The following is a 26800-nucleotide window of genomic DNA, read 5'->3' on the forward strand; positions in this document are numbered from 1 at the left end:
ATAGAAATGTATGATATTATAGTTGTAGGTTGTGGAGTAGTAGGCTCTAATGTTGCTTATGAATTATCAAAATACAATCTAAAAGTTTTAGTTTTAGAGAAAGAAATAGATGTAGCTGATGGAACAACAAAAGCCAACAGTGGAATTTTACATTCAGGTTATGACCCTGAACCGGGAACATTAATGGCTAAATTAAATGTTGAAGGATCAAAAAGAATTAAAGAGTTAGTAAAGAAATTAGATGTTCAATATAATGAATGTGGTTCTTTGGTATTGGCTTTTAATGAAGATGATGAAAAAACTTTAGAAAAATTATTTGATAACGGAATAAAAAGCGGAGTTGAAAATTTAAAAATAATTGATAAAGAAGAAGTTGAAAAAATTGAACCGAATATAAATAAAACAGTTACTAAAGCATTGTATTCTCCAGGTGCTGGAGTTATTGACCCTTGGGAATTATGTATAGCTATGTCACAAGTTGCTGTTTCAAATGGTGTAGAAATAAAATTGAATAGTGAAGTTGTAAGCATTACTAAAGAAGATGATAATTTCATAGTAAGTACTAAAGATAATACATATACATCTAAATATGTAATAAATGCAGCTGGAGTTAATTCAGATAAAGTTCATAATATGGTTTGTGAAAAAGAATTTGAAATTAAACCTTCAAAAGGTCAATATTTCATTTTAGATAAAAGTCAAAAAAATCTTGTTAAGCATGTATTATTTCAATGTCCATCAAAGGTTGGTAAGGGTGTTTTAATTGCGCCAACAGCACATAATAATATTATTATTGGACCTAATGCAGAAAGTAATTCAGAAATCACAGATAAATCTACAACATTTGAAGGTCTAGCAGAAGTAAAAGAAAAAGTTGCAAAGACTATTTCCAATGTTCCTTATTGGGAAAATATAAATAATTTTTCGGGATTAAGAGCGAATAGTACAGAAAATGACTTTATAATTAGAGAATCTAAAAGTTGTAAAAATTTTGTTGATTTAGCAGGAATAAAATCTCCGGGTTTAGCATCTTGTGCAGGAATTGGATTGATGTGTTTAGATATCTTAAAAGATATTGGAGTTAATTTTGTAAAAAAAGAAAATTATATAGACAATAGAAAAGTTATTAGAATTAAACATTTATCTCCGGAAGAAAGAGCAGAAAAAATTAAAGAAAATCCTCTTTATGGAAATATAATTTGTAGATGTATTACTGTTTCTGAAGGTGAAATCATTGATTCTTTAAAAATGCCATTGCCACCAAGAACTCTTGGAGCTGTTAAAAAAAGAACCGGAGCAGGTATGGGACGTTGTTTAGGTGGTTTTTGTGGACCAAAAATATTAGATATTATTTCAAGGGAATTAAATATTCCACCAGAAGAAGTGTACAATACTAATTTTGGTAGTTATATTATAACAGGAAAAACAAAAGAAGAAGGTGGAAAAAATGTCTAATATAGAAAATTATGATTTGGTTGTTATTGGTGGAGGGCCTGCCGGACTTGCAGCTGCTTGTGAAGCCAAGAAAAATGGAATTGATAAAGTTGTAGTTTTAGAAAGAGATAAAGAAGCTGGTGGTATTTTAAATCAATGTATCCATAATGGATTTGGATTACATTACTTTAAAGAAGAATTAACCGGCCCTGAATATGCGCAAAGATTTATTGATTTAGCTAAAGAGTATAATGTTGAAATAAGATTAAATTCAATGGTACTTAACTTTGATGAAAATAAAATTGTTCATGCAATAAGTAAGGACTATGGGTATCAAATGATTCAAGCAAAGAGTATAATACTTGCTATGGGTTGTAGAGAAAGAACAAGAGGTGCTATTTCTATTCCGGGAGATAGACCATCTGGAGTTTTAACTGCAGGTTCTGCACAAATGTATGTTAATATGCAAGGTCTTATGTGTGGTAAAAAAGTTGTTATTTTAGGTTCAGGAGATATAGGTTTAATTATGGCAAGAAGAATGGCACTAGAAGGTGCAGAAGTTTTAGCTTGTGTTGAACTTATGCCTTATTCTAATGGACTTGCAAGAAATATCGTTCAATGTTTAAATGACTATAATATTCCTTTATTACTTTCACACACAGTTACAAATATAATAGGGAAAGAAAGACTTGAAAAAGTTGTTATAAGTAAAGTTGATGAAAATAGAATGCCTATCAAGGGTACTGAAATAGAATTAGAATGTGATACATTGTTACTATCTATCGGATTAATTCCTGAAAATGAAATTACTCGTGAAGTTGGAATTAATATTGACTCAAGAACTAAAGGTGCTTTTGTTTTTGAAAATATGGAAACAAGTATGGACGGAGTTTTTGCTTGTGGTAATGTATGTCATGTTCATGATTTAGTAGATTTTGTTACTGGAGAAAGTCAAAAAGCAGGAAGGTCAGCTGCAAAATATATTTTAGAAAATTCTAAAGTAGATTCTAAAAAAATTGAAATTTTAAATGGGGAAGGAATTTTCTATACTGTTCCACAGAATATAAGAGTTGAAAATATGGAAAATAGATTAGAAATATTTTTCAGAGTTAAGAGTGTTGAAAAAAATGTTGTAATATCTGTAACAGATGAAAATGGAAATGTTATAAAAGATTTTAAAAAGCCTCATGTTGCTCCTGCTGAAATGGAAAAGATAGCTTTAACTAAAAAACAAATTGAATCTGTTACAACTGATAAAATAGTTATATCTATGAAAAAAGGAGATGAATAATAATGAAAGATATGATTTGTATTGTTTGTCCGGTTGGTTGTAGAATATCTGTTGACGAAGAAAATGATTATAAAGTAATTGGTAATAAATGTCCTAAAGGTTCAAGTTATGGTAAAAAGGAATTAACATTTCCAACTAGAACAATAACTTCTACTGTAAAAATAAAAAATGCAGTTCACAATAGATTGCCTGTAAAAACTTCATCAGAAATTCCTAAAAATATGATTTTCGATATTATGAATGAATTAAATAAAGTTGAAGTTATTTCACCAATCAAAGTAGGCGATATTGTTTTGAAAAATGTATTGGATACCGGTGTAGATATTATTGCAAGTAGAGATATGTAATTTATTATTAAATTACTTGTAAATTTTAAAAATTTATGTTATAATAATTAAAAATATTCTTTTAAAGGAAGAGTGGGTTGTCCCACTCTTTCGTTTTAGTTTAATTAATGGTCGAAAGGAGAAAATTTTGAAAAGAGAAAATGAATTATTAAAAACTATTGAAGAAACTTTTAAAAATGTTTTTTTAGAAAATGGGATTTATTTTGTTTATGCAGAATATGTAAAGGAACCGAAAGGAAATGTTCTAAGAATTTTTATTGACAAAGACGGAGGTGTTGATTTAGATTCTTGCGAATTTGCCAGTAATTTAGTTAGTGATTGGTTAGATGAGGTTGACCCGATAGATGATTCATATTTTTTAGAAGTTTCATCTCCCGGAGCTGAAAGAGAAATAAAAGATGATGAGCAATTAGAAACTTTTATTGAAAAAAAAGTTCTAGTTAAATGTTATAAAAAAATAAATGGTGAAAAAGAATTTATTGGATATTTAAAATCTTTTGATGAGGAAAGTTTAACTTTAGAAAATGGAAAATCAAGCATTAATTTTTCTAGAAAAGATATTGCAATAATAAAATCACAAATTGAAATTTAAGGAGAAGATGATGAAAGGAACAACAGATTTTTTAAGGGCATTAGATGAAATTGAACGTGAAAAAGGTGTTTCTAAAGAAATAATATTTGATTCTTTAGAAAAAGCACTTTTAAAAAGTTATGAAAAGAACTTCGGAGAACATGAAAATGTAAAGATTAATATTAACAGAACAAATGGTAAAGTTGAACTTTTTGCTGTTAAAACGGTTGTAGAAGTTGTTGAGGATAATATAACAGAGATTTCTTTAGATGATGCAAAAGCTATAAGTACAAAATATGCACTTGGTGATGAAGTTTCTATAAAACTTAAAACTATGGATTTTGGTAGAGTTGCAGCACAAACTGCTAGAAATATCGTTATTCAAAAGATTAAAGATGCTGAAAGAGAAGTAATATATAATGATTTCCAAGATAAAGAAAGAGAACTTATTTCAGGACAAATACAAAGAATTGACAGAAATAACTTGTTCATAGATTTAGGGAAATTAGAGGCTATTGTAACTCCTGCTGAACAAATAAAAAATGAAGTTTATAGAGTAGGAGAAAGATTAAAATTTTACGTTAAGGAAGTTAAAAATACAACTAAAGGTGCTCAAGTATTACTTTCAAGAGCCGATACAAACTTTGTTTTAAGACTATTTGAGTTAGAAGTTCCGGAAATTTTAGATGGAACTGTTGAGATTCAATCAATAGCAAGAGAACCGGGAAGTAGAACAAAAATTTCTGTTTTCTCTAAAAATGATGATGTGGATCCAGTTGGAGCTTGTGTTGGTTACAAGAGGTCAAGAGTTAGTTCAATCATTAAAGAGCTAAAAGGAGAAAAAATAGATATTATCGTTTATAGTAAAAATGTAAAAGAGTATTTATCTAATGCTCTTAGTCCATCAGATGTAATTGCTGTATTCACGAATGAAACTGAAAATAGAGCAAGAATAATCGTTCCGGATTCACAATTATCATTAGCTATCGGTAAAGAAGGTCAAAACGCAAGACTTGCAGCTAAACTTACAAACTGGAGAATAGACATTAAAGGTCTGGAAAGATACAAAGAAGATATTGAAAATGGTGTAATAGAACCTAATTTTGATGGAGAGCAGGAATTTATAAATAATGGTTTTGAATTATAGGTGATTGTATGAAAGTTAAAAAGGTTCCTATGAGAAAATGTGTTGCTTGTGGAGAACAAAGAGAAAAAAAAGATTTATTGAGAATTGTAAATAATAAAGAAGAAGGAATTTTATTTGATACAACCGGGAAAAAAAATGGCAGAGGTGCTTATATTTGTATTTCTAGTAAATGTGTCGATAAAGCTAAGAAAAATAAGAGATTAAGTGTAGCATTAGAATCAGAGATTAGTAGTGATTTTTATGAAGAATTGAAAAAATATGTGGATTCTATTGAATAGCAAAGGGGTGCTAGTATGAGTAAAGTTAGAGTACATGAACTTGCAAAAGGTTTAAATCTTCAAAGCAAGGAATTGATTAATATAATTAGTGGATTAGGTGTAGAGGTTAAGAGCCATATGTCTATTCTTGAGGGAAAAGATTTAGAAACAGTTATTGGACATTTTAGAAAAATGGAAAATAAAAAGAATGAAAATATAAAAAATGAATCTTCAAAAGAAGAAAAGAAAGTTGATAAATCTGAAAAATTAGAAGATAAGAAAAATAATTTTAAGGATAACAAAAACTTCAATAAAGACAAAAAAGAAGGCTTTAATAGAGATAATAAGCCTTTTAATAAAGATAGAAAAGAAGGTTTTAACAAAGACAACAGAAACTCAAATAGAGATTCAAAAGATGGATTCAATAAAGATAATAGAAACTTTAATAAAGACAAAAAAGAAGGTTTTAATAGAGATAATAGACCTTTTAATAAAGATAGAAAAGAAGGTTTTAATAAAGACAATAGAAACTCAAATAGAGATTCAAAAGATGGATTCAATAAAGACAATAGAAACTTTAATAAAGATAAAAAAGAGGGTTTCAATAGAGATAATAAGCCTTTTAACAAAGATAAGAAACCGGGATTTAATAAAGATAATAAAAACTTTAATAAAGACGGTAGAAATTCAAAAGATGGATTTAATAAAGATAGAAATTTCGGAAAAGATAAAAAAGATTTTGGAAGAAAATTTGATGATAGAAAGAAAGACTTTTTAGATGATGTTGTAGAAGTAGTTGACCCAGCTATCGAAAAAAGAGATGCTAGAAAAACTCATTTACAAGGTCAAGAAAAAAATAAAAAGAATAAATCATTAAATGAACATAAAATGAGAGAAGATAGAAATCCAAATCTTATTTTAAAACCGGCCAAAAAGAAAAATAAAGCTAACCATAAAACTAAGAGCGATAGCGATTTAGAATTTGAAAGCAAGGTAGAAAATGTTGGAGAAATTAAAATTCCAGAAAGTATTACTGTAAAAGACTTTTCAGAAAGCTTAGGAGTAAATAGTGCTCAAGTTATTTCAAAATTAATTGCTCTTGGAATAATGGCAGGATTGAATCAAGAAATTGATTTTGACTGTGCAAGTTTAATTGCTGAAGAATTTGGAAAGACAGTTGTTTTAGAAACACCGGAAATTACTGATGAAAATGAAATTTTGTCTTTAGATTATGAAGATAAAGCAGAAGACTTAGTTACTAGACCACCGGTTGTAACTGTAATGGGGCACGTTGACCATGGTAAAACTTCTCTACTAGACTATATTAGAAAATCTAAAGTAACAAGTCAAGAAGCTGGTGGTATTACCCAACATATTGGTGCTTATACTGTAAATATTAATAGTAATAAAATTGTATTTTTAGATACTCCGGGACACGAAGCATTTACTGCTATGCGTTCAAGAGGAGCAAAAGTTACAGATATTTCTATTCTTGTTGTTGCAGCCGATGACGGAGTTATGCCACAAACTATTGAGGCCATTAACCACTCAAAAGCAGCAGGAGTTCCAATTATCGTTGCTATAAATAAAATAGATAAAGACGGTGCAAATCCTGAAAGAGTTAAAACAGAACTTGCTGATAATGGATTATTACCTGAAGATTGGGGTGGCGATGTAATTACAATGCCTGTATCAGCTAAAACAGGTGAAGGAATTGATGATTTACTTGAAATGGTACTTATGGTTGCCGAAGTTGAAGAATTAAAAGCAAATCCAAATAGAATGGCTATTGGTACTGTAATTGAAGCACAACTTGATAAAGGTAGAGGTCCTGTTGCTACAATATTAGTACAAAAGGGAACTCTTAATTCAGGAGATATGGTTATTTCAGGTACGTCAACCGGTAGAATCAGAGCTATGTTTGATGATAAAGGAAAGAAAATTAAAAAAGCATCTCCTTCAATGCCTGCTGTTATATTAGGACTTTCAGAAGTTCCGGAAGCAGGAAGTTTCATTTATGCAGTTAAAGACGAAAAAACTGCAAGAGGATATGCTCAAAGAATTATAAATGTTCAAAAAGAAAATATGATTGCATCCGGAAATAAAGTTTCTCTTGATGATTTATTTAATAAAATTCAAGACGGTAACTTAAAAGAAATTAAAATTATTGTTAAGACAGATGTTAGAGGAACAGTTGATGCAGTTAAAAACTCTCTTGAAAAATTAAGTAACGAAGAAGTTAAAGTTAATATAATTCACGGTGCAGTTGGTGGAATTAATGAATCAGATGTAATGCTTGCAGCTGCAAGTAATGCAATAATAATCGGATTTAATGTAAGACCTTCACAAGGAGCTATTGACTTATCAAGACATGAAAATGTTGATGTAAGAACATATAGAGTAATTTACGATGCTATTGAGGACATTAAATTAGCTGTAAAGGGAATGTTGGCTCCAACTTTTGTTGAAGAAGTTATCGGTAGAGCTGAAGTTAGAGCAACATTTAAAGTTCCTGGAATTGGTACTGTTGCAGGGGTTTATGTACTAAATGGTAAGGTAACAAGAAATGCAAAAGTAAGACTTCTTAGAGATGGAATAATTTTACATGAGGGTGAAATTTCATCATTAAAGAGATTTAAAGATGATGCTAAAGAACTTTTAACTGGATATGAAGGTGGACTTGGAATCGCAAATTATAACGATTTAAAAGAATCAGATATAATTGAAGTATACATTGATAAGGAAGTTGAAAGATAGAGGTTTTTTATGAATGCAAAAAGACTTGGAAGAATAGAATCTGAAATAAATAGAGTTTTATCAGATGCTATTTACAATGGAATAAAGGATAATAGAATAAATCCGTCAATTACAAATATAACTAAAGTTAGCGTAACAAATGATTTAGGCATTTGTTACGTTAGCATAAGTGTTTTTGGAGATGAAAAAGTTAAGGAAAGAACTATAAAAGGACTTGAAAATGCAACAGGGTATATGAAAAAAAGAATTTCTGAAACTTTAGATTTAAGACATACTCCTAAATTAATTTTTAAACTTGATGAATCTTTTGAAAAAGGTGTTTTAATGAATGAATTAATTATAAAAGTTTCAAAAGAAGATAGAGAAAAGAGGAAAATTTATGGAAATGTTGATGACGAAGAAGAATAATACTCCAAAAGAAATTTTAGATTTGATAAAATCTTCAGAAAAAATTGGAGTAATTTCTCACAAAAATCCTGACGGAGATAATATTGGCTCTACAATAGCAACAGTTCTTGGAATTAGAGAAAATTTAAATAAAAATATATTTGGAATTAAAGTAGATTATTTTCCAAAAGATTTAATGTTTCTAGACACTCTTAAAAATATCGAAGAAATTGATGAACAAGATTTAGATTTATTAATTTACGTTGACTGTGGAGAAATTAACAGACCTGGAGATATAGGAGAAGTTTTTAGAAAAAGAGCTAAAAAAACTATAAATATTGACCATCACAAGACAAACGACTACTTTGCAGATTTTAATTATGTATTTCCAAATATGAGTTCAACTTGTGAGATAGTATTTAATTTGTTTAGAGAATTTAATTTTGAAATCTCAAAAGAGGTTGCAGATGCGCTACTTGTTGGAATAAATACAGATACTTATAGATTTTTATATCAATCATCAGGAGCATCAACTTTGAGAGTTTGTGCTGAGCTTTATGACTTAGGAGCAGACAAAGATTTCATTTACCAACAACTTTATCAAAATAAAAATTTTGAAGTTGAAATGTTTAAAAATAAATTAATAAACAGAGCAAAATTATTTTTTAACAATAAAGTTGCAATAATCGGAATGTTTAAAGCAGATTTTGAAGGAACGGATTTAACAATGGATATGGTTGATGACATTGTGAACTATTATAGAGATATAAATGGATTTGAAGTTTCTGTACTATTTAAAGAACTGGAAGATAATTTGTTCAAAGGCAGTGTTAGAAGTAAAGAATTTGTTGACGTTTCAAAAATTTGCAAATACTTTAACGGTGGTGGACATACAAGGTCATCAGGTTGTGTTATAGAGGGAGATTTCGATTTTGCTGTTAATTCATTTTTAGAAAAATTAAAAAGTGAGTATCCTAATGAATTTTAACGGAATATTAAATGTATATAAACCGAAAGGATTTACAAGTAGAGATATTGTAAATATAGTTAGAAAAATTTATAAAACAAAGAAAGTTGGACACGCAGGAACTCTTGACCCTAATGCAACCGGAGTTTTGCCCATTGCTATTGGAAGTGCAACAAAACTTGTTGATTATATTCAAACTATGGGAAAGAGTTATATTGGAGAAATGGCTTTAGGAATAAATACCGATACTTTGGATATATGGGGTAAAAGTATTGAGTCTAAAGAAATTTCTTTAGATAAAAATAAATTTTTTGAAGTTATAAAAAAATATGATAATAAAAAAATTATGCAATTACCACCGATGTATTCTGCTTTAAAGAAAGACGGAAAAAGATTATATGAATACGCAAGAGCAGGAATAGAAGTTGAAAGAGAAGAAAGAGAAGTAGAAATATACTCTTTAATAATTCTTAACTTTTATGAAAATAAAATACGTTTTGAAGTTAGTTGTTCAAAAGGAACATATATTCGTACTTTATTTAACGATATTGCATCAGATACAAATAATTTATCATATATGAGCTCTCTTTGTAGAAATAAATACGGAATGTTTAAGATTGAAGATTCATATTCATTGGAAAGGCTTAAAACTTTTAACGAAGATGAACTTCAAAAAACTTTAACAAAGATAGAAGATATTTTTCAATATGAAAGAATAGATTTTGATAAAAAATATTTCAAACACATTTCAAATGGACTTAGAAAGACTTTTGATATAGATAGAGAGGGAATTTTTAAAATCTATTGCAACAATATTTTTATTGGAATTGGGGAACTAATTTCAGCTGAAGATAAAAAACTTTTAAAAATGAAAAATATATTTTATAAATCAAACGAATAATCAAGGCTGTGAATTTTCACAGCTTTTTTTGTTGACAAAAATTACTGTATTTGATATATATATATATATATATTAGGGGAGGAAGATTTATGAAAAATCTAAAGAAAAATATTTATCTTTATTCAATATTAATTCTAATATTTAGCATTTTTACAGTTTATTCAAATGCAAATATGCCTATGATTGTAAAGGAAATTACAGATAGTATTTCAGTTAAAAATTTTGATGGCATTTTTAATTACTTTGTAAAGTATGCTTTATTAATCCTATTAGTTTTGAGTTCGGAATTTATCACTAAATTTTTAAACAGCAAATATAAAAAATGTTTGTATCTAAAACTTAGAAATTTTTTTGTTCGAGGAATTTTAAATTCCGGTAAAAAGTGCGAAAATCCACAAGAACTTTATTCGATTTATAATAATGAAATAGAATCAGTAGTTGAGGAATACTATTTAACTATTCCACATATTTTATTTCAAGGAATATCAATTATTTGGTATATGTACTTGTTGTTTTCTTTAAATATTACTGCATCATTTATAATTCTAGCAACAAATATTATTTCAATTTTAATTCCTTACGCATTTGAAGGAAGTATGCAAAAAACTAGAGAAAAAGGTGTTTTAGGACTTAGACAACTAAATACTGCTTTTTACGATATTGTCGATGGAATAGGTACCATAAAAAGATATTCCATTGAGAAAAATATAAATAACAAAATGGAAAATATTTCATCTGATGAACAAAAATATTCTTATATTTATGGAATTAAAAATGCTCTACTTGAAATTAGTATGGGGGCTATTTCATTTGCATCACAATTTTTAATTTACTATGTTATCATAAACTCAATTATAAACGGAAAAGAAACCATTGGTACATTTATAGCAATTTTACAATTATCTGACTTGTTGATATATCCGATTAATAGTATTTCAAGTTCTTTAATAACAGTATTTTCAATGAAAAAAGTAAAAAATGATTTATTTGAAATTTTATCTGATTGCGAATTTAAAGAAAACGAATTAGAAAAAATTGAAAAAATAGAATTTGAAAATGTTAGCTTTGCATATAATGAAAGTAAAAATGTAATTACCCATTTTTCAAATATATTTGAAAAAAATAAAAAGTATTTAATAAAAGGACAAAATGGCTCTGGAAAAAGTACAATTTTAAAATTATTATTTGGAGATTTTGAAAACTATACAGGAAATATAAAAATAAATGAAAAAAATATAAAAGAATATCCGAATATTTCAAAGAACATTGTATATGTTGAGCAAAATTCATTTTTATTTAACGAAAATATCGTTTCAAACATAACATTATTTAAAAATTTTGATGATAGCAAAATTTACGATATATTAAATAAAGTTAATTTAGATAAAAAACTTATAGAAAATAGAAACGAAAACCTAAACGAATTAAATCTTTCAATATCCGGAGGGGAAAAACAAAAAATCATAATTGCAAGAGCATTGCTAAGAGATAGTAACTTTATTGTATTTGACGAGGCAATGAGTAATGTAGATAAAAATTCTATTTCAATCATTGAAAATATGATTTTAAGCAATGAAAATTTAGGATTTATAAATATTTCCCACAATTATTCAGAAGAAAATTTACAAATGTATGACTATATCCTAGACTTTGAAAACGGAAAAGTAAATATAATGAAAAAATCCAATGTTTAAAATCATTGGATTTTTTCGTTCTCATTCAATGCGAAGTTCTGTGTAATGGTGAGTTTCTTCTTACATAATTTCTATTAATTTTCTATTTAGTTTTGAGATAGGGAGTCCTACTATATTAAAATAATCACCTTTTATGGATTTTATTAGTAGATTTCCTTTGTCTTGTATTCCATAGCCACCGGCTTTGTCAAATGGGTTTTCTGATTTAATATAATCTTCAATTAATTCTTTTTGTGTAGAATCTAGGTCATAAAAAGTTACAAAACTCTTTTCTGAAAATGTATGAAATTGTCCTTTAAAATATATTGTAACAGATGTTTGTACGATATGTTCTTTTCCGGATAAATATTCTAAAATAGATTTTGCATCATTATAGTCAAGCGGTTTTCCAAATAATTTTTTATCGTCATAAACAATTGTATCTGCCGATATAATTAATGAATCTTTATGTTTTAGACTTACGTCCTTACATTTTTCAAAGGATAGTATATCACATAATTCACTAAATTTTGATTTATTATCTTTAAATGTTTTACTTAAAAATTTTTGTTCTAATTCTCTTTCATCGATATTGGAAGAAATTATCTTAAAATCTTCAAATATATATTTTAGAAGTTCTTTTCTTCTTTGTGAGTTGCTGGCTAGTATAATATCATAATTTTTCATAAAATCCTCCTAATATATATTATAAAAATTATAACAAAAATAAAAAAACATCTCAACATTTCTTAATGTCAAGATGTATTTTTTAATCCAGTATTGCTCAACTGCCTTTGTAAAATAAGTTTTAAATTATATTAAATCAACTTTCCAGTTACTCCATACATTATCATAAAAAAGCATGATAATGTAAAAGTTGTGAAAGTTAGTAGTAATTTTAACATTTCTAGTGTTTCTATTTTTAAATTTTTATTTTTTCTTTTTTGCATAATAATTACCTCCAATTTAAAATAACTTTTTAAGTTACTAATATTATACAACTAAAAAAATAACTTGTCAAGATACTTTTTAAAGAAATTTGAAAAATTTTTTAAATAAATTGCTTTTTAAGTTATTTTGTTATATAATATATTTAGAATAGTAGAGGTGATAGTATGACTACTGGTGATAGATTAAAAGAACTTAGACAAAAAGCTAATCTTACTTTATTGGAGGCAGGTGAGCTTATTGGTACAAGTAAACAAAATTTATTCAAGTATGAGAATGATATAATAACAAATATTCCGATAGATAGATTGGTGAAGTTGGCTGAGATTTATAATTCAACGCCTATTGAAATTTTGGGTTGGGAAAATTATACAAATACTCCTAATTCAACTAAGGCATCTTTATATAATTATTTGCCTTATGGGGTTTCTGCGGGTGCTCCTGATGGTCCGAATTACGAAGTTGAACTTGAAAAAATAGAAATAAGTGATTCTGTTATGGGTCCTTATGCAAATGATGATGATATTTTAATAATGCATGTAAATGGGGAAAGTATGAATAAGGTAATTCCAAATGGAAGTTATATTGCTGTTAAATTGAATTATCCTATTTATAATTTAGAAGATGGAGATATTGTTGTATTTTCTAATAATGGGGAATATAGTTTGAAATTATTTTTTAGAGATGGGGAAGATATTATTTTTAGACCTTCTTCAACTTATCATTCATTTACGGATTTTAAATTTTCAAAAGATGAAGAATTTTCTATTTTAGGAAAAGTTGTTATGTATTGTGTTAATTTATAGTAAATTTAATTAAAAATCTAGTGCGTTTTTGCACTAGATTTTTTAAATTTTTAGTATTGCTATTGCTAAGATAAAATATATTATTAAACTTGTTGCATCTACAATAGTTGTTATGAGTGGAGCTGCAGCACTTGCAGGGTCCATTTTTAATTTTTTTGCAATTAATGGAAGTATTCCTCCAGCAATATTTGCAGAAATTAAAGATATTGTTATTGTAAGACTAACTACAAAACTTATAGCAAAGGTTATATTTTTTGAGCCAAAAATATATAATCTGACAAAATTTGTAACAAATAATATCGCTCCACAAATCAAGCCTACTGCTAATTCTTTTTTAAAAACTATAAAAATATCTTTTATATTCAAATCATCAACTGCAATTCCACGAATAACCATAGTTGAACTTTGTCCACCGGCGTTACCTGCTGTTGACATTATGATTGGAATTGATGCAGAAAGTATTGCAACAGCGCTAAGTTTATCTTCAAAGTATTGTAAAATATATCCTGTAAATGTTGCTGAAATCATTAAGATTAAGAGCCAAGATATTCTTGATTTTACCATTTCTTTTGTATCTGTTTTTAAGTATGAACCGTCAGTTGGTGTGATACCACTCATTTTATGAATATCTTCTGTTGCCTCTTCGTTCAAAATATCCAAAACGTCATCGGCAGTAACGATACCTATTAAACTGTTATGGTCATTTAAAACACAAATAGTCGTTAAGTCGTATTTACTTAGTATAGACGCAACTTCTTCTTGGTCGGTGTTTGTATAGACATAGTGAATATTTTTATCCATTATATCCGAAATTAATTTATCATTTTTAGAAACAATTATATCTCTTAAATTTACAATTCCAACTAAAACTCTTTTTTTATCTATTACAAAACATACGTTTACGGTTTCGGCAATTTCAGCTTGTTTTTTTATTTTTGTAATAGCCTCTGCAACAGTATCTTCTTCTAAAAGTTCTACAAAGTCGGTGCTCATAACAGAGCCGGCAGTATTTTCTTCATAACTTAAAAGATGATTTATTTCTTTTCTATGTTCAGGAGAAACATTATCCAAAATATGTTTAATTACATTTGATGGCATTTCTTCAAGGAAATCTATAATATCATCACTAAACATATTATCCAAAATACTTTTTAATTCAACAGAAGATAGAGCTGATGCTAAACTTTCTTGATATTCAGGCTCTAAGTAGCTGAATAGTTCTGCTGAAATATCTTTTGGCAATATTTTAAAAACAAATAATGCTTGGTCCAATTCTAATTCAATAAATATTTCACTTAAGTCAACAATATTATATTCATCAAAAATTTCTCTTATCAATAATACCTTTTTTTCTTTTATAAGTTCAGGAAGTAGGGAAGATAATTGCTCTTTACTGTATTCTAAAAAATTATACTCCATAGATTCCACCTCCTAAAAACATTGATGCTAACGCAAAATAAATTGTTAATGAAATTGCATCACAAACAGTTGTTAAAATCGGTCCACTCATTGACGCAGGGTCTTGCTTTAATGTACTTGCAAATAAAGGCAAAAGACCACCGATTAAATTTGCAATGGTTATAATTATATAAATAGTTGCAGAAATTAAAATTGCGATAGAGAGTGATACTTTAGGCATAAATATTAAAATTCTTAAAATATTTACCGTAAATAATATTGCTCCTAAAATTAGGGAATTTAAAAGTTCTGTTTTTATTACATATTTAAAATCACTTATACTTAAATTATCTATTGCTATTCCTCTTACTACCATTGCACTTGATTGACTTCCGGCATTTCCGGCTGTATCCATTAACATGGGAATAAATATAACAAGTGATGGAATTTTTAAAGTTAAATCACTATTTTTGGTTAAAATTATTCCGGAAACAGTAGCAGAAACCATCAAAATTAAAAGCCAAGTTATTCTACTTTTTACCATTTCAATTATTGGCATATTTATATAAGAACCTTCTATTGGAGTGATACCACCCATTTTTTGTAAGTCTTCAGTAACTTCATCTTGAATGATATCATAAACATCATCAATTGTTATAATACCTATAAGACGGTGTTGGTCATTTACAACAGGAAGTACAATTAAATCGTATTTTGTAAATATCTTAGAAACTTCTTCTTGGTCTTCATCACATTCAACAGAAATAACATCTGTTTCTATAATATCAGAAATTAATGTATTTGCAGGAGATAATAATATACTTCTCATCGAAACAAATCCTAAAAGAATGTGTTGGTCATTAGTTATATAGCAGTAAGAAATGGTTTCAGCAAGTCTTTCCTTATCTTTAATCATTTCTAAAGCCTCATCAGTTGTTATTTCAGGGTCTAACTCAACATAGTCGGTACTCATAACAGAACCGGCGCTATTTTCTTTAAAGTTTAAAATCATATTGATTTCACTTCTTCTTTGATTAGATGCAGAATTTAAAACCCTTTTTACAATATTTGCAGGAAGTTCTTCTAAAAATTCACTAATATCATCTGTAAACATATAGTCCAGCATTATTTTTATTTCATGATCTTGTAGTCCATTTATTACTTCTTGTTTCATATTTTGGGGTAAATAAGCAAAAATCTCAGCAGTTTTTTCTTTTTTAATAACTTTAAACATAAATAAAATTTCTTTTATTTCAAAATATTCTTCAAATATATTTGCAAGAGTTACTTCGTTTGTATCATAAATTATATCTCTTAAATGAAAAATATTTTTTTCTTCTAAATAAATTTTTAATTCGTTAGCAATGATTTTACTTTTTTCTAAAGAATTTTCTTTTAAATCCATAAAACACCTCCTATAAAAATTTTTAGAAATATATATTAATATTATATCATATTTCCATTTTAATAAATTTAAAAAGGTAAATATGATGAAATAAATATTCTTTTACACAAGAATCGTAAATTCATATTTATTATATCATATTTTTTGATTTGGATAAATTTATTTTGATTTAAAAAATATTTAAATAAAATTTGATAATATAATTTTTATAAATTTTAAATGTTTTTATAAATTTTTTGCTTGAAAAATTTTTATTAAAATGTTGAAAATTTAATCTTTTTGTGTTATAATTCAATGTGAATATATTTGTTTAAATCAAAATTTTACTTTTGTTTAGTTACAAAAATAAAATATATTGAAATTAAGGTGAGAAGATGAGAATAATATCTGGAAAAAAAAGGGGATTGAGTTTATTATCTCCTACAGATTATAATGTTAGACCTACTACCGATAAGGTAAAAGAATCTATTTTTAATATTCTATTTGATATAGATTCAAAATCAATTGTGTTAGACCTATTTTGTGGTAGTGGTGCTATGGGTATTGAATTTTTAAGTAGAGGAGCTGAGAGGGTTTATTTTTGTGATTTATCTACGGATAGTTTAAAAATTACAAAACAAAATCTTGAAAAAGCTAATTTTTTAGAAAATTCAATAATTATAAATAAAGATTATATGGCTTCTTTAAATTATTTTTATGATAATAATTTAAAGTTCGATTATATATTTTTAGACCCACCGTACAAAGAAGAATATATTAAAAAATCATTAGATTTTATTTGGAATAACAATATTTTAAATGATGATGCTGTAATTATTGTTGAAACGGATAAAGATATTGTTATAGAAAATTTTGAAATTATAAAAGAAAAAAAATATTCTAAAACTAAGGTAATATTTTTAGAAAGGAAAATCTAAATATGAAAGTAGTTTTTCCGGGAAGTTTTGACCCTATAACCAATGGTCATAAGAGTATTATTTTGAAAATACTAGATATTTTTAAATCAGTAGATGTCGTTGTTTTAAATAATATAAATAAAAATCATCTTTTTTCTATTGAAGAAAGAAAAGATATTATTTTAAATATATTTAAAAATTATGAAAATGTTAGAGTAAATACTTATAACGGACTTTTAGCTAATTATGTTAAAGAAAATGATGTTAATCTTTTAGTTAGAGGTGTTAGAAATTCTTTAGATTTTGAATCTGAAAAGATTAATGCTAAAGTTAATAAAGAACTTTGTGGAGTAGAAACATTATTATTGTTTTCAGAGAGTTCTGATGAGTGTATTAGTTCTAGTGTTGTTAAAGATGTATTTTTAAATGGTGGCAATGTTGATTTATATGTAGATAAAATTGTTTTAGATATGTTATATAGAAAATTTAGGAGGAATGGATAATGGAAATTTTAGAATTAATTGACCGTATTGAAGATTTAGTAGAAGAAAGCTCAAGTTTACCTTTTTCAAAGAAAGTTATGGTAGATTCTGAGGCGTTATTTTTTATTTTAAAAGAAATGAGAGAAAGTATTCCGGAAGAAATTAAACAAGCTGAATGGATTCAAGAAGAAAAAGATAGAATATTAAACGATGCATCCAAAGATGCTAACCAAATTTTAGAACAAGCAAATAATGAATCTTATAGAATTAAAGCTGATGCTGAAGCTAGATATGAAAAGATGATTAACGAAAGTGATGTTGTTGTTGCTGCCGAAAGTAAAGCAAATGAAATTTTATTAAAGGCTGAACAAAATGCTAAAACTATCAGAATACAAACTAATACTTATGTAGATGATGTTTTATCAAAAACTCAAGAAAAATTAAGAGATTTAATTACTGTTTTAGATACTAACAGAAGTGAATTGAGAAAATAATCGGAGATATAATGAATAAAGTTACTGAAAATTTAACTTTAGAAATTGATGATATTAAAAATTTATTTGGAAACTTAGATTCTAACATTGATTTAATTTCTAAAGAATTTGATGTATTTATAAAAAATAATGATGTTGGTTTATCTATTACCGGAGATGAAAAAATGGTTTTATTATGTATAAAAACCATTGAGTTTTTAGTTAAAGATGGTATGTCTGAAAGTATAGATAAACAAAAAATTTCTTATGTAATTGAGAAAGTAAAGGAAGAAAACAAAGAAATATTAAATGATTGGTTAGACTATACTATTTGTTTAAATTCAAAATTAAAGCCTATAAAACCAAAAACATTAGGTCAAAGAAAATATATTTCTGCAATAGAGGATAATGTAATTACTTTTGGTATTGGTCCGGCAGGAACCGGAAAAACTTTTTTGGCTATTGCTATGGCTGCAAAAGCATTAAAAAATAATTCGGTATCAAAGATAATTTTGACTAGACCAGCAGTTGAGGCAGGAGAAAATTTAGGATTTTTACCTGGAGATTTACAAGAAAAGATAGACCCTTATTTAAGACCTTTATATGATGCTTTATATAATATATTGGGATATGATAATTTTCTTAGATTAAAAGAAAAGGGGATTATTGAAGTTGCTCCTTTAGCATATATGAGAGGAAGAACTCTGGATAATGCTTTTATAATTCTTGATGAGGCACAAAATGCTACTAATGAACAAATGAAGATGTTTTTAACAAGAATAGGATTTGAATCTAAAGCTGTTATAACTGGAGATATTACTCAAATAGATTTAGGAAAGAGAAAAAGTTCCGGTCTTGTTTCAGTTAGTAAAATTTTGAAAAATATAAAGGGTATTAACTTTAATTATTTTGATAGCTCTGATGTTGTAAGACATAGTATAGTTATGAAGATAATAGAAGCATATACTAAATATGAAGATAGTCTAATGGAGAAAAAATAACTATGAATATTCTTTTTGATAATAGACAAGATTTTTTTGTTATCTCAGAAGAACTTAAAGAAAAAATTGAAAAATGTATTAAAACAGCTTTAAATATTGAAAATCACATAATAGATAATGTTGAAGTATCTGTTTCTTTTGTTACCAATGAGGAAATAAAGAATATAAATTCTGAATTCAGAAATATTGACAGGGAAACAGATGTTTTGTCTTTTCCTATGGATTTTGAATTTTTTGAAGAAGGAATGCCTTTTATTTTAGGTGATATTATAATTTCAACAGAAAAGGCTGTTGAACAGGCAAAAGAATTTGGACATAGTATTGATAGAGAAATTTTATATTTAGTTTGTCATTCTGTATTTCATTTGTTAGGATATGACCATATGGAAGAAAATGAAAAAATAATTATGAGAAGTAAAGAAAAAGAAACCATGAAGTTAATGGAAGTTTTTAAAGATGAAGAAAAATTCTAATTTTTTAGAAAGTTTTGTTTGCGCTTTCAAAGGGATAGTTTATGTATTTAAAAATGAGAGAAATTTTAAATTTCATATATTATTTTCTGCTTTAGTATTACTTTGTTCTTTATTTTTTAAATTATCTTATATAGAATTGTCTGTAATATTAATTATGATAGCTATTGTTTTAACTTTAGAAATTATTAATACTATTATTGAAAATATTATGGATTTTTTATGTAAAGATTATAATGTAAATATAAAAATAATTAAAGATATGGCATCTGGTGCAGTCTTGGTTTCAGCTTTTATATCAATAATTGTTGGACTTTTGATATTTGTACCAAAGATAATCATTATGTTGGGTGATTAAATGAATATTTATGAAAAATTGGTAGAATGTGCTTTAGATAGTCAAAAAATGGCATATACTCCTTATTCTAATTTTAAAGTAGGAGCATCTGTGTTGACAGACTCAGATAAAATATATGGAGGCTGTAACATAGAAAATGCATCATATACTCCGACTGTTTGCGCAGAACGTGTAGCTATATTTAAAGCTATATATGATGGAGAAAAGAAAATAAAAAAAATTGCAGTTGTTGGAAAAGAAAATTCTTTTACTTATCCTTGTGGCGTTTGCAGACAAGTTATAAGAGAATTTTGTACAAATGATTGTGAAATTATTATAGTTAAAAATAGAGAAGAATATAAGGTAATAAAATTTTCTGAACTTTTACCTTATAGTTTTGGACCAGAGGATTTATAATATGGAAAGTATAAAGTCAGGATTTGTTAGTATTATTGGCAGGTCAAATGTTGGAAAATCAACTTTATTAAATAGGATTATTGGTGAAAAAATCTCAATTATTTCAAATAAACCCCAAACTACAAGAACAAATTTAAAATTGATATATAATTCCTTGGATTCTCAAATAATATTTGTTGATACTCCGGGGGTACAAAATCCAAAAAATAAATTAGGAGAGTTTATGTTAAAAGAGGCAAGAACCTCTCTTAAAGATGTTGATTTGATTTTGTATATGGTAGATGCTAATTTTGAAATTGGAGAGTTAGATAGTTCTATAATTGAAATGCTTAAGAAAATAAATCTTCCAAAACTTTGTATTGTAAATAAAATAGATACATTAAACACCGAAGAATTATCTAAACTTATTACAAAATATGAGGATATGAAATTATTTGATAATATTGTCCCTATATCAGCATCTGAAGGAACAAATGTTTATAACTTAATAAATGAAATAAAATCTTTTTTACCTTATGGTCCTAAATATTATTCTGATGATATGATTACAGACCAAACTGAAAGAGAAATTGTTGGAGAAATAATTAGGGAAAAGACACTTAATTTATTGAGAGATGAAATTCCTCACGGTATAAATATTTTAATTGAAAAATTTTCTATTAGAAAAAATAAACCTATTATAGATATTGACGCAACAATTTGTGTCGAAAAAAAATCACATAAAGGAATGGTAATAGGTAAAAATGGAGCTATGATTTTAAAAATTGGAAAATCTGCTAGAATGGATATTGAAAAATTTTTAGATTCAAAAGTTAATTTAAAATTATTTGTTAAAATAGACGACGACTGGAGAAATAAATCATTCAAGGTGAAAGAATTTGGATATTTTAAAAAATAATATTTATAATAATGTAAATGGTTTTATTATTTCAGAAAATACTTATTTAAATAAAGGAAAAATATTTAGAGTTTATACAGATAAATTTGGACTTATTTCTATTTATAGTAAAAATACTGAAATGTATTTATCTATGTATTCTAATTACAATTTCAATTTAACATATGGAAATGAATTTTTTTACTGTAATGAATATGAAATGGTAGAATTTGTATCTTTTAAATCGAAAGAACATATTTTATTTTTGAATATTCTTACAGAAATAATTTTAAAAACTAATGTTCAAGAATTAAAAAATTTAGAAGTTTATAATTTAATTAAGGATATACTGAATGTAGAAAAAGTAGATTACAAAATAATTTTAACATATTTTTCAATTAAGTATTTAGCATTTAATGGTTATCATATATTATTTGAAAATATAAAAAATTTTGAAAAATTTAATTTTGATATATCTGAATTGGTTATAAATTCTAACTCAATTTTTAATTATAAATACAATTACATAATAAATAAATATGAGTATAATTATATTTATTTTCTATATAATTTAGAATCCTTTGAAAATTTTGATTCAAACAAGTTTGAAGTTAATTATTCTAGGATTCTCGGCATAATGCTTAACGCTTTATGTTTAAATTTTAATATTTATAAATTAAATAGTTTTAACTTAAGGTGATTGATATGGCTTATATAAAGAAAGAAAAAATTGAAGAAATTAAAGAAAAATCAGATATTGTTTCTGTTGTAAGTGATTATTTACCTGTTAAAAAAAGTGGAAGATATTATATGGGAAATTGTCCTTTTCATCATGAAAAGACTCCTTCTTTTTTTCTTTATCCGGAAACTAATACATTTCATTGTTTTGGTTGTGGGAAACATGGAGATAGTATTTCATTTTTAATGGAATTAGAATCTTTAGATTATGTTACTACATTAAAAAAATTAGCCGAAAAATTTGGCATAGAATTAGAGTATGAAAATAATTTTGATTCATTTAATAAAAAAAACTTTGATAAGTATTATGAGGTTAATGAATTTGTTGCAAAATTTTATTATAGAAAAATGTTAGAAAATTCTGTTCCAAAACAATATTTAGCTAAAAGAGGAATTAATCCTAAATCAATTAATATTTTTTTGATTGGTTATGCTGATGAAAATTGGAAATCTCTATATAATGAATTAAAAGCAAAAAACTTTGATATAAAAATTGCCGAAGAACTTGGACTTATAATAAAAATTAAAACTGGCGATTATATTGATAGATTTAGAAATAGAATTATGTTTCCTATTTTAAATAAGGATAAAAAAATAATAGGTTTTGGTGGAAGAACTATTGTAAATGACAATGCAAAATATCTTAATTCACCAGAAAGTGTTATTTTTAAAAAAGGAGATAATGTCTATGCTATTGATAAAATTGTAGAAAATAATATTAGAGATAAAATATTAATTGTTGAAGGATATATGGACGTTATTTCTTTATATCAAAGTGGAATAAATTATGTTGTTGCAGGACTTGGAACTGCATTTACCGAAAATCAAGCAAGGTTAGTAAAAAGATATTCAAGAGAGAATGTATATTTGTGTTATGATGGAGATAATGCAGGAATAAGCGCAACTAATAAAACTAATTCCGTTTTTAATGAAATTTCAATTAAACCAAATATTATAGTTCTTCCAGATAAATTAGACCCGGATGATTATATAAAAAAATATGGACTTTATGGATTTAATAAACTTTTAGAAAGTCCGTATGATATTAATGGTTTTAATTATGAAAATTTGAAAAAAAACAAAAAAAATACCAATTCTATAACAGAAAATACAATTTTTTATGAAAATGTTTTAAGTTTTTTAACTAAAATAGATACAAATATATTAAGAGATTTATATATAAATAAAATTTCAAGTGATTTTGGTTTAGATGTAAACTCACTAAAAGAAGATTTTAATAAATTTGATAAAAAAGAAGAAAATTATAAAGAAACTGAAGAGAATAAAGAGTTTCAAATAGATTATAAAAGTGAAAATTTGTTATTAAACTCTGACAAAAAAGTTTTAATAATGGGTATTATATTATTAATGAAGTGTGAAGAGAATATTTCAAATATTCTTCCTAAATTAGGAAAAATGTCTAAATATTCCAATTTATATGATATTTTTTCTTATGTTGAAAATAATGCGAAAAATAATACTATAACTATTCCGTCCATGCTAATTGATAAATTTAAAAATAGTGTAGAAAAGTTAAAGATTGTAGATTATATAATAAAATGTTATAAAGAAAAAATTAATCTATCAACTTTAGATTATGTTAAATTATTAGATATATCTATTATAAATTTTGAAATTAGAAGAGTTACCAAAAATATTGAGAAACTAAGAGAAATGGACAAAAATAATGATGACGTAGTTTCCAATTTGAATTTCAACATTGAAAAATTAATGGAATTAAATAGGAATCTTAAGAGTATGGAGAAAGGGGCTCATCGTGGATAATAAATTGAATGATATTGAATATGATGAAGTAAAAATTTTAATTATAGAAGAACTTACAAAATATGCTAATGAACATAATGGTTTTGTTAATAATAAGTATCTTGAATCTTTAGATTTATTTAATTTGGTAGATATTGATGATATTGAAGAGATAAAATCTAAATTAGCTGAAAATCAAATTGAATTTATTGATGAATCTGAAAATTTAGAAGATATTGAAATTGATGATGATTTAATAGATTTAGAAGATGAAAAAGAAGATAATGAAGATGAAGAAATAAAATTAGAGGATTTTTCTGATTTAAAAGGTTTTAACATTGATGACCCCGTAAAAATGTATTTAAAAGAAATAGGAAAAATTCCACTACTTAGTGCTGATGAAGAAAGAATTTTGGCTGAAGATATGGAATCTGGAAGTGTTGAGGCTAAGAAAAAACTTGCTGAAACGAATTTAAGACTTGTAGTTAGTATAGCTAAAAGATATGTTGGTAGAGGAATGCAATTTTTGGACTTAATACAAGAAGGTAATATGGGTCTTATGAAAGCTGTTGAAAAATTTGATTTCAGAAGAGGCTTTAAGTTTAGTACTTATGCTACTTGGTGGATAAGACAAGCTATTACTAGGTCAATAGCAGACCAAGCTAGAACTATAAGAATTCCTGTTCATATGGTTGAAACTATAAACAAATTAGTTAGAATTGAAAGACAATTAGTTCAAGAGTTAGGTAGGGAACCAACTAATGAAGAAATTTCTGAACATATGGGAATTGAAGTTGATAAAGTAAATGAAATTAGGAAAATTGCTCAAGAACCTGTAAGTTTAGAAACTCCTATCGGTGAAGAAGATGATAGCCATTTAGGAGATTTCATTGAAGATGAAACAGCTATAGCTCCAGATGAAGCGGCTAATTTTTCAATGTTAAAGGAACAATTAAATCAAGTTTTAAGTACGCTTTCAGAAAGAGAAAAGAAAGTTTTAGAACTTAGATTTGGTCTTAATGATGGAACTCCTAGAACTTTAGAAGAAGTAGGTAAAGAATTTGAAGTTACTAGAGAAAGAATTAGACAAATCGAAGCTAAAGCTCTTAGAAAATTAAAACACCCTAGTAGAAGTCAAAAATTAAAAGACTTTTTGGAATAGAATTATGATTAGTTTAAGGTTAAATGAGATTTGCAATTTAGTTGATAAAAATTCAATTGTTGCAGATATAGGGACTGACCACGGTATAATTCCTATGATGCTATCAAAAAATTGCATATCAAAAAAAATAATCGCAACAGATATTAGTAAAAATTCTTTAGAAAAATTAGAAAAGAAATTGATATTAAATGATAATATAACAAATATTGAAACCAGAGTATCAGACGGCTTAGACTGTTTAGATGAATTTGAAGTTGATACTATAATTATATCCGGTATGGGTGGAATTCTAATTAAAGAAATTTTAGAAAGAAACTTAAATATTGCTAAAAGTGCCAACTATTTAATTTTATCTCCAAATAATTCTTTAGATGTTTTAAGAAAAATTTTATATGAAAATAATTTTTTTATAGAAAAAGAAAAAGATGTTTTTGAAAATCAAAAATATTACCAAATTTTGAAGGTAAAAAGAGGTAAAGATTTCTATAAAAATGAATACGAATATTTATATGGAAAATTACTTATAAAGAATAAATCTGAAAATTTGAAATTATTTTTAGAAAATGAAATAAAAAAATATGAAAGCATTTTAGAAAAAATAAATATTGAAAGCAAAGATAATGAGAGAATATTAGAATTAAATGGTTTAATTGATGAAATTAGAGGTATCTTAAGTGAATTTTAAAATAAAAGATTTGATTGAATTATTGGACAGAGAATATTCATTTGATTTACAAGAAGATTGGGACAACTCTGGTTTTCAAATTGGAAATTTAGAAGATGAACTGACAGGGATATTATTAGCTATGGATATTTCAGTAAATTCCATTAATTATGCAATAGAAAATAATATAAATTGTATTTTAACTCATCATCCATTGTTTTTTGAAAAAATTAAAAATTTAGAGGCAAAATCCGGTAGTTACAAAAAATTAGAATTATTGATAAAAAATAGTATCAATGTAATATCTATACATACTCCTTTAGATTTACACCAAAATGGAATTAGTAAATTTTTAGCAGATAAATGTTTTTTAAATAATCAAGAAATTTTTATTAATTATAAAAACTCGGCAGGTTATGGTATAGTAGGGATTATTGAAAATCAAAAGTTTATAGATTATATTTCTAAGTTGAAAAATAATTTTGAAAATCCTATAATATATTTTGGAGATATCGATAAACACATTTCTAAAATTGCAGTATTAGGTGGTTCAGGAGCTTTTTCAATAAAAGATGCTATTAATAAAAATATTGATTTATTAATCAGTGCTGATTTTAAATATCACGATATCCAATTTGCATTGGAGAATAATCTTAATATAATTGATTTAGGACACTATGAATCAGAGATTTTTGGATTATTTTCATTAAAAAATTTCTTAATGAAAGAAAATTGTGATTTTAAAATATTAATTTATGAAAATAATATATTTAAAAGAAATATATTTTAATTTAATTAAGTAAGACAGACAATCGCGTGAATTTTTACGAGGAAAGTCCGTGCACCACAGAGCAGGATGCTGGATAACGTCCAGTGGGGGCGACCCTAAGGCTAGTGCAACAGAGATATACCGCCATTTTTATGGTAAGGGTGGAAAGGTGAGGTAAGAGCTTACCAGCATATAGGAGACTATGTGGCTATGTAAACCCCATTCGGTGCAAGATCAAGATTGGACTTTTGTAGTTGCTCGCTACGTCCATAGGTAGATTGCTTGAACAAATTGGTAACAATTTGTCTAGATAGATGATTGTCAAATACAGAACACGGCTTATAGTTTTGCTTAATATTTATAATAATTAAATATAAGGTATTGCCTTATATTTTTTTATTATGAAATAACAAGGTTCTCAGATATACATAGAATGTAGAGCATCGTGGAAAGATGAGGGG

General features: G+C 26.2%; 29 protein-coding genes and 1 other RNA gene. 26 read left to right on the top strand and 4 right to left on the bottom strand.

All coding sequences use genetic code 11. The features are described 5' to 3' along the window. The first annotated feature begins 6 nt into the window (after nt 1-6). From HMPREF3181_RS01450 to HMPREF3181_RS01500, 11 genes are all read left to right on the top strand, one after another. On the top strand, nt 7-1455 hold the full coding sequence (locus tag HMPREF3181_RS01450; RefSeq protein WP_068472297.1) for an NAD(P)/FAD-dependent oxidoreductase: 1449 nt from the start codon (nt 7-9) through the stop codon (nt 1453-1455). Beyond that, nucleotides 1448-2725, top strand: a complete 1278-nt coding sequence (locus tag HMPREF3181_RS01455) for an NAD(P)/FAD-dependent oxidoreductase (RefSeq protein WP_068472299.1) — start codon at nt 1448-1450, stop codon at nt 2723-2725. Before HMPREF3181_RS01450 ends, HMPREF3181_RS01455 begins: the two co-directional genes overlap by 8 nt. 2 nt (nt 2726-2727) lie before the next feature. Then, nucleotides 2728-3072, top strand: a complete 345-nt coding sequence (locus HMPREF3181_RS01460; protein ID WP_068472302.1) for a DUF1667 domain-containing protein — start codon at nt 2728-2730, stop codon at nt 3070-3072. A 127-nt stretch (nt 3073-3199) separates the two neighbouring features. Further along, nucleotides 3200-3664, top strand: a complete 465-nt coding sequence (gene rimP / locus HMPREF3181_RS01465) for a ribosome maturation factor RimP (RefSeq protein WP_068472303.1) — start codon at nt 3200-3202, stop codon at nt 3662-3664. Nucleotides 3665-3674: 10 nt separating this feature from the next. Continuing rightward, entirely contained in the window at nt 3675-4790 is a 1116-nt protein-coding gene (nusA, locus tag HMPREF3181_RS01470) for a transcription termination factor NusA (RefSeq protein WP_068472304.1), read from the top strand. An 8-nt stretch (nt 4791-4798) separates the two neighbouring features. Then, the gene (gene rnpM / locus HMPREF3181_RS01475; RefSeq protein ID WP_068472306.1) at nt 4799-5068 is read left to right on the top strand and encodes an RNase P modulator RnpM; all 270 of its coding nucleotides are present in this window, start codon (nt 4799-4801) and stop codon (nt 5066-5068) included. 15 nt (nt 5069-5083) lie between these two features. Beyond that, nucleotides 5084-7804, top strand: a complete 2721-nt coding sequence (gene infB, locus HMPREF3181_RS01480) for a translation initiation factor IF-2 (RefSeq protein WP_156435977.1) — start codon at nt 5084-5086, stop codon at nt 7802-7804. Nucleotides 7805-7813: 9 nt separating this feature from the next. After that, complete coding sequence (gene rbfA / locus HMPREF3181_RS01485) at nt 7814-8212, top strand: 30S ribosome-binding factor RbfA (protein ID WP_068472308.1); 399 nt, start codon at nt 7814-7816, stop codon at nt 8210-8212. Continuing rightward, the gene (locus tag HMPREF3181_RS01490) at nt 8184-9179 is read left to right on the top strand and encodes a DHH family phosphoesterase (RefSeq protein WP_068472310.1); all 996 of its coding nucleotides are present in this window, start codon (nt 8184-8186) and stop codon (nt 9177-9179) included. The genes rbfA and HMPREF3181_RS01490 overlap by 29 nt, the downstream gene beginning before the upstream one ends. Further along, nucleotides 9169-10059 (top strand): tRNA pseudouridine(55) synthase TruB, encoded by an 891-nt coding sequence (gene truB / locus HMPREF3181_RS01495; RefSeq protein ID WP_068472312.1) that lies wholly within the window; start codon nt 9169-9171, stop codon nt 10057-10059. Before HMPREF3181_RS01490 ends, truB begins: the two co-directional genes overlap by 11 nt. Nucleotides 10060-10148: 89 nt before the next feature. After that, nucleotides 10149-11753: an ATP-binding cassette domain-containing protein gene (locus tag HMPREF3181_RS01500; protein WP_068472315.1), complete on the top strand. Its 1605-nt coding sequence runs from the start codon at nt 10149-10151 to the stop codon at nt 11751-11753. Between the two features lie 60 nt (nt 11754-11813). On the opposite strand, the gene HMPREF3181_RS01505 is transcribed toward HMPREF3181_RS01500, so the two are convergent. Next, the gene (locus HMPREF3181_RS01505) at nt 11814-12419 is read right to left on the bottom strand and encodes a Maf family protein (protein WP_068472317.1); all 606 of its coding nucleotides are present in this window, start codon (nt 12417-12419) and stop codon (nt 11814-11816) included. A 131-nt stretch (nt 12420-12550) separates the two neighbouring features. Beyond that, nucleotides 12551-12682: a hypothetical protein gene (locus tag HMPREF3181_RS08020; protein ID WP_255353722.1), complete on the bottom strand. Its 132-nt coding sequence runs from the start codon at nt 12680-12682 to the stop codon at nt 12551-12553. A 165-nt stretch (nt 12683-12847) separates the two neighbouring features. On the opposite strand from HMPREF3181_RS08020, the gene HMPREF3181_RS01510 reads away from it, so the two are divergent. Next, entirely contained in the window at nt 12848-13486 is a 639-nt protein-coding gene (locus HMPREF3181_RS01510) for an XRE family transcriptional regulator (RefSeq protein ID WP_068472319.1), read from the top strand. A 42-nt stretch (nt 13487-13528) separates the two neighbouring features. On the opposite strand, the gene mgtE (HMPREF3181_RS01515) is transcribed toward HMPREF3181_RS01510, so the two are convergent. Both mgtE (HMPREF3181_RS01515) and mgtE (HMPREF3181_RS01520) read right to left on the bottom strand, forming a co-directional pair. Beyond that, nucleotides 13529-14905: a magnesium transporter gene (mgtE, locus tag HMPREF3181_RS01515; protein ID WP_068472321.1), complete on the bottom strand. Its 1377-nt coding sequence runs from the start codon at nt 14903-14905 to the stop codon at nt 13529-13531. After that, the gene (gene mgtE / locus HMPREF3181_RS01520; RefSeq protein ID WP_068472322.1) at nt 14895-16289 is read right to left on the bottom strand and encodes a magnesium transporter; all 1395 of its coding nucleotides are present in this window, start codon (nt 16287-16289) and stop codon (nt 14895-14897) included. The genes mgtE (HMPREF3181_RS01515) and mgtE (HMPREF3181_RS01520) overlap by 11 nt, the downstream gene beginning before the upstream one ends. A 374-nt stretch (nt 16290-16663) precedes the next feature. On the opposite strand from mgtE (HMPREF3181_RS01520), the gene rsmD reads away from it, so the two are divergent. The 14 genes from rsmD to rnpB all read left to right on the top strand — a co-directional run bounded on the left by rsmD (nt 16664) and on the right by rnpB (nt 26697). Beyond that, the gene (gene rsmD, locus HMPREF3181_RS01525) at nt 16664-17206 is read left to right on the top strand and encodes a 16S rRNA (guanine(966)-N(2))-methyltransferase RsmD (RefSeq protein ID WP_068472324.1); all 543 of its coding nucleotides are present in this window, start codon (nt 16664-16666) and stop codon (nt 17204-17206) included. Nucleotides 17207-17208: 2 nt separating this feature from the next. Then, entirely contained in the window at nt 17209-17688 is a 480-nt protein-coding gene (coaD, locus tag HMPREF3181_RS01530; protein ID WP_068472326.1) for a pantetheine-phosphate adenylyltransferase, read from the top strand. After that, nucleotides 17688-18161 carry an ATPase gene (locus tag HMPREF3181_RS01535; RefSeq protein WP_068472328.1) on the top strand — a complete coding sequence of 158 codons (474 nt, stop codon included), beginning with the start codon at nt 17688-17690 and terminating at the stop codon, nt 18159-18161. Before coaD ends, HMPREF3181_RS01535 begins: the two co-directional genes overlap by 1 nt. An 11-nt stretch (nt 18162-18172) precedes the next feature. Next, nucleotides 18173-19141, top strand: coding sequence for a PhoH family protein (locus HMPREF3181_RS01540; protein WP_068472330.1), 969 nt, complete (start codon nt 18173-18175; stop codon nt 19139-19141). A 2-nt stretch (nt 19142-19143) separates the two neighbouring features. Continuing rightward, nucleotides 19144-19614 carry an rRNA maturation RNase YbeY gene (gene ybeY / locus HMPREF3181_RS01545; RefSeq protein ID WP_068472333.1) on the top strand — a complete coding sequence of 157 codons (471 nt, stop codon included), beginning with the start codon at nt 19144-19146 and terminating at the stop codon, nt 19612-19614. Continuing rightward, the gene (locus tag HMPREF3181_RS01550; protein WP_068472335.1) at nt 19598-19969 is read left to right on the top strand and encodes a diacylglycerol kinase family protein; all 372 of its coding nucleotides are present in this window, start codon (nt 19598-19600) and stop codon (nt 19967-19969) included. The genes ybeY and HMPREF3181_RS01550 overlap by 17 nt, the downstream gene beginning before the upstream one ends. After that, entirely contained in the window at nt 19970-20365 is a 396-nt protein-coding gene (gene cdd / locus HMPREF3181_RS01555; RefSeq protein WP_068472337.1) for a cytidine deaminase, read from the top strand. Between the two features lies 1 nt (nt 20366). Then, nucleotides 20367-21263 carry a GTPase Era gene (gene era / locus HMPREF3181_RS01560; protein WP_068472339.1) on the top strand — a complete coding sequence of 299 codons (897 nt, stop codon included), beginning with the start codon at nt 20367-20369 and terminating at the stop codon, nt 21261-21263. Next, nucleotides 21244-21942: a DNA recombination protein RecO gene (locus HMPREF3181_RS01565; RefSeq protein ID WP_068472341.1), complete on the top strand. Its 699-nt coding sequence runs from the start codon at nt 21244-21246 to the stop codon at nt 21940-21942. The genes era and HMPREF3181_RS01565 overlap by 20 nt, the downstream gene beginning before the upstream one ends. Nucleotides 21943-21947: 5 nt before the next feature. Then, nucleotides 21948-23765 (top strand): DNA primase, encoded by a 1818-nt coding sequence (gene dnaG / locus HMPREF3181_RS01570; protein ID WP_068472343.1) that lies wholly within the window; start codon nt 21948-21950, stop codon nt 23763-23765. Beyond that, on the top strand, nt 23758-24906 hold the full coding sequence (rpoD, locus tag HMPREF3181_RS01575; RefSeq protein ID WP_068472345.1) for an RNA polymerase sigma factor RpoD: 1149 nt from the start codon (nt 23758-23760) through the stop codon (nt 24904-24906). Before dnaG ends, rpoD begins: the two co-directional genes overlap by 8 nt. Nucleotides 24907-24910: 4 nt before the next feature. Further along, entirely contained in the window at nt 24911-25591 is a 681-nt protein-coding gene (locus HMPREF3181_RS01580) for a tRNA (adenine(22)-N(1))-methyltransferase (RefSeq protein WP_068472347.1), read from the top strand. Further along, nucleotides 25581-26360 (top strand): Nif3-like dinuclear metal center hexameric protein, encoded by a 780-nt coding sequence (locus HMPREF3181_RS01585; protein WP_068472349.1) that lies wholly within the window; start codon nt 25581-25583, stop codon nt 26358-26360. Before HMPREF3181_RS01580 ends, HMPREF3181_RS01585 begins: the two co-directional genes overlap by 11 nt. A gap of 6 nt (nt 26361-26366) precedes the next feature. Beyond that, nucleotides 26367-26697: RNase P RNA component class A (gene rnpB, locus HMPREF3181_RS01590), an RNA gene on the top strand. Nucleotides 26698-26800: the final 103 nt, after the last annotated feature.

This window comes from Parvimonas sp. KA00067 (assembly GCF_001553085.1).
GTDB lineage: Bacteria > Bacillota > Clostridia > Tissierellales > Peptoniphilaceae > Parvimonas > Parvimonas parva.

Excerpts from the sequence above, each read along its gene's own strand:
- HMPREF3181_RS01450 (WP_068472297.1), top strand. The coding sequence starts at position 7 with ATGTATGATATTATAGTTGTAGGTTGTGGAGTAGTAGGCTCTAATGTT.
- HMPREF3181_RS01455 (WP_068472299.1), top strand. The coding sequence starts at position 1,448 with ATGTCTAATATAGAAAATTATGATTTGGTTGTTATTGGTGGAGGGCCT.
- HMPREF3181_RS01460 (WP_068472302.1), top strand. The coding sequence starts at position 2,728 with ATGAAAGATATGATTTGTATTGTTTGTCCGGTTGGTTGTAGAATATCT.
- nusA (WP_068472304.1), top strand. The coding sequence starts at position 3,675 with ATGAAAGGAACAACAGATTTTTTAAGGGCATTAGATGAAATTGAACGT.
- rnpM (WP_068472306.1), top strand. The coding sequence starts at position 4,799 with ATGAAAGTTAAAAAGGTTCCTATGAGAAAATGTGTTGCTTGTGGAGAA.
- infB (WP_156435977.1), top strand. The coding sequence starts at position 5,084 with ATGAGTAAAGTTAGAGTACATGAACTTGCAAAAGGTTTAAATCTTCAA.
- rbfA (WP_068472308.1), top strand. The coding sequence starts at position 7,814 with ATGAATGCAAAAAGACTTGGAAGAATAGAATCTGAAATAAATAGAGTT.
- HMPREF3181_RS01490 (WP_068472310.1), top strand. The coding sequence starts at position 8,184 with ATGGAAATGTTGATGACGAAGAAGAATAATACTCCAAAAGAAATTTTA.
- truB (WP_068472312.1), top strand. The coding sequence starts at position 9,169 with ATGAATTTTAACGGAATATTAAATGTATATAAACCGAAAGGATTTACA.
- HMPREF3181_RS01500 (WP_068472315.1), top strand. The coding sequence starts at position 10,149 with ATGAAAAATCTAAAGAAAAATATTTATCTTTATTCAATATTAATTCTA.
- HMPREF3181_RS01505 (WP_068472317.1), bottom strand. The coding sequence starts at position 12,419 with ATGAAAAATTATGATATTATACTAGCCAGCAACTCACAAAGAAGAAAA.
- HMPREF3181_RS08020 (WP_255353722.1), bottom strand. The coding sequence starts at position 12,682 with ATGCAAAAAAGAAAAAATAAAAATTTAAAAATAGAAACACTAGAAATG.
- HMPREF3181_RS01510 (WP_068472319.1), top strand. The coding sequence starts at position 12,848 with ATGACTACTGGTGATAGATTAAAAGAACTTAGACAAAAAGCTAATCTT.
- mgtE (WP_068472321.1), bottom strand. The coding sequence starts at position 14,905 with ATGGAGTATAATTTTTTAGAATACAGTAAAGAGCAATTATCTTCCCTA.
- mgtE (WP_068472322.1), bottom strand. The coding sequence starts at position 16,289 with ATGGATTTAAAAGAAAATTCTTTAGAAAAAAGTAAAATCATTGCTAAC.
- rsmD (WP_068472324.1), top strand. The coding sequence starts at position 16,664 with ATGAGAATAATATCTGGAAAAAAAAGGGGATTGAGTTTATTATCTCCT.
- coaD (WP_068472326.1), top strand. The coding sequence starts at position 17,209 with ATGAAAGTAGTTTTTCCGGGAAGTTTTGACCCTATAACCAATGGTCAT.
- HMPREF3181_RS01535 (WP_068472328.1), top strand. The coding sequence starts at position 17,688 with ATGGAAATTTTAGAATTAATTGACCGTATTGAAGATTTAGTAGAAGAA.
- HMPREF3181_RS01540 (WP_068472330.1), top strand. The coding sequence starts at position 18,173 with ATGAATAAAGTTACTGAAAATTTAACTTTAGAAATTGATGATATTAAA.
- ybeY (WP_068472333.1), top strand. The coding sequence starts at position 19,144 with ATGAATATTCTTTTTGATAATAGACAAGATTTTTTTGTTATCTCAGAA.
- HMPREF3181_RS01550 (WP_068472335.1), top strand. The coding sequence starts at position 19,598 with ATGAAGAAAAATTCTAATTTTTTAGAAAGTTTTGTTTGCGCTTTCAAA.
- cdd (WP_068472337.1), top strand. The coding sequence starts at position 19,970 with ATGAATATTTATGAAAAATTGGTAGAATGTGCTTTAGATAGTCAAAAA.
- era (WP_068472339.1), top strand. The coding sequence starts at position 20,367 with ATGGAAAGTATAAAGTCAGGATTTGTTAGTATTATTGGCAGGTCAAAT.
- dnaG (WP_068472343.1), top strand. The coding sequence starts at position 21,948 with ATGGCTTATATAAAGAAAGAAAAAATTGAAGAAATTAAAGAAAAATCA.
- HMPREF3181_RS01580 (WP_068472347.1), top strand. The coding sequence starts at position 24,911 with ATGATTAGTTTAAGGTTAAATGAGATTTGCAATTTAGTTGATAAAAAT.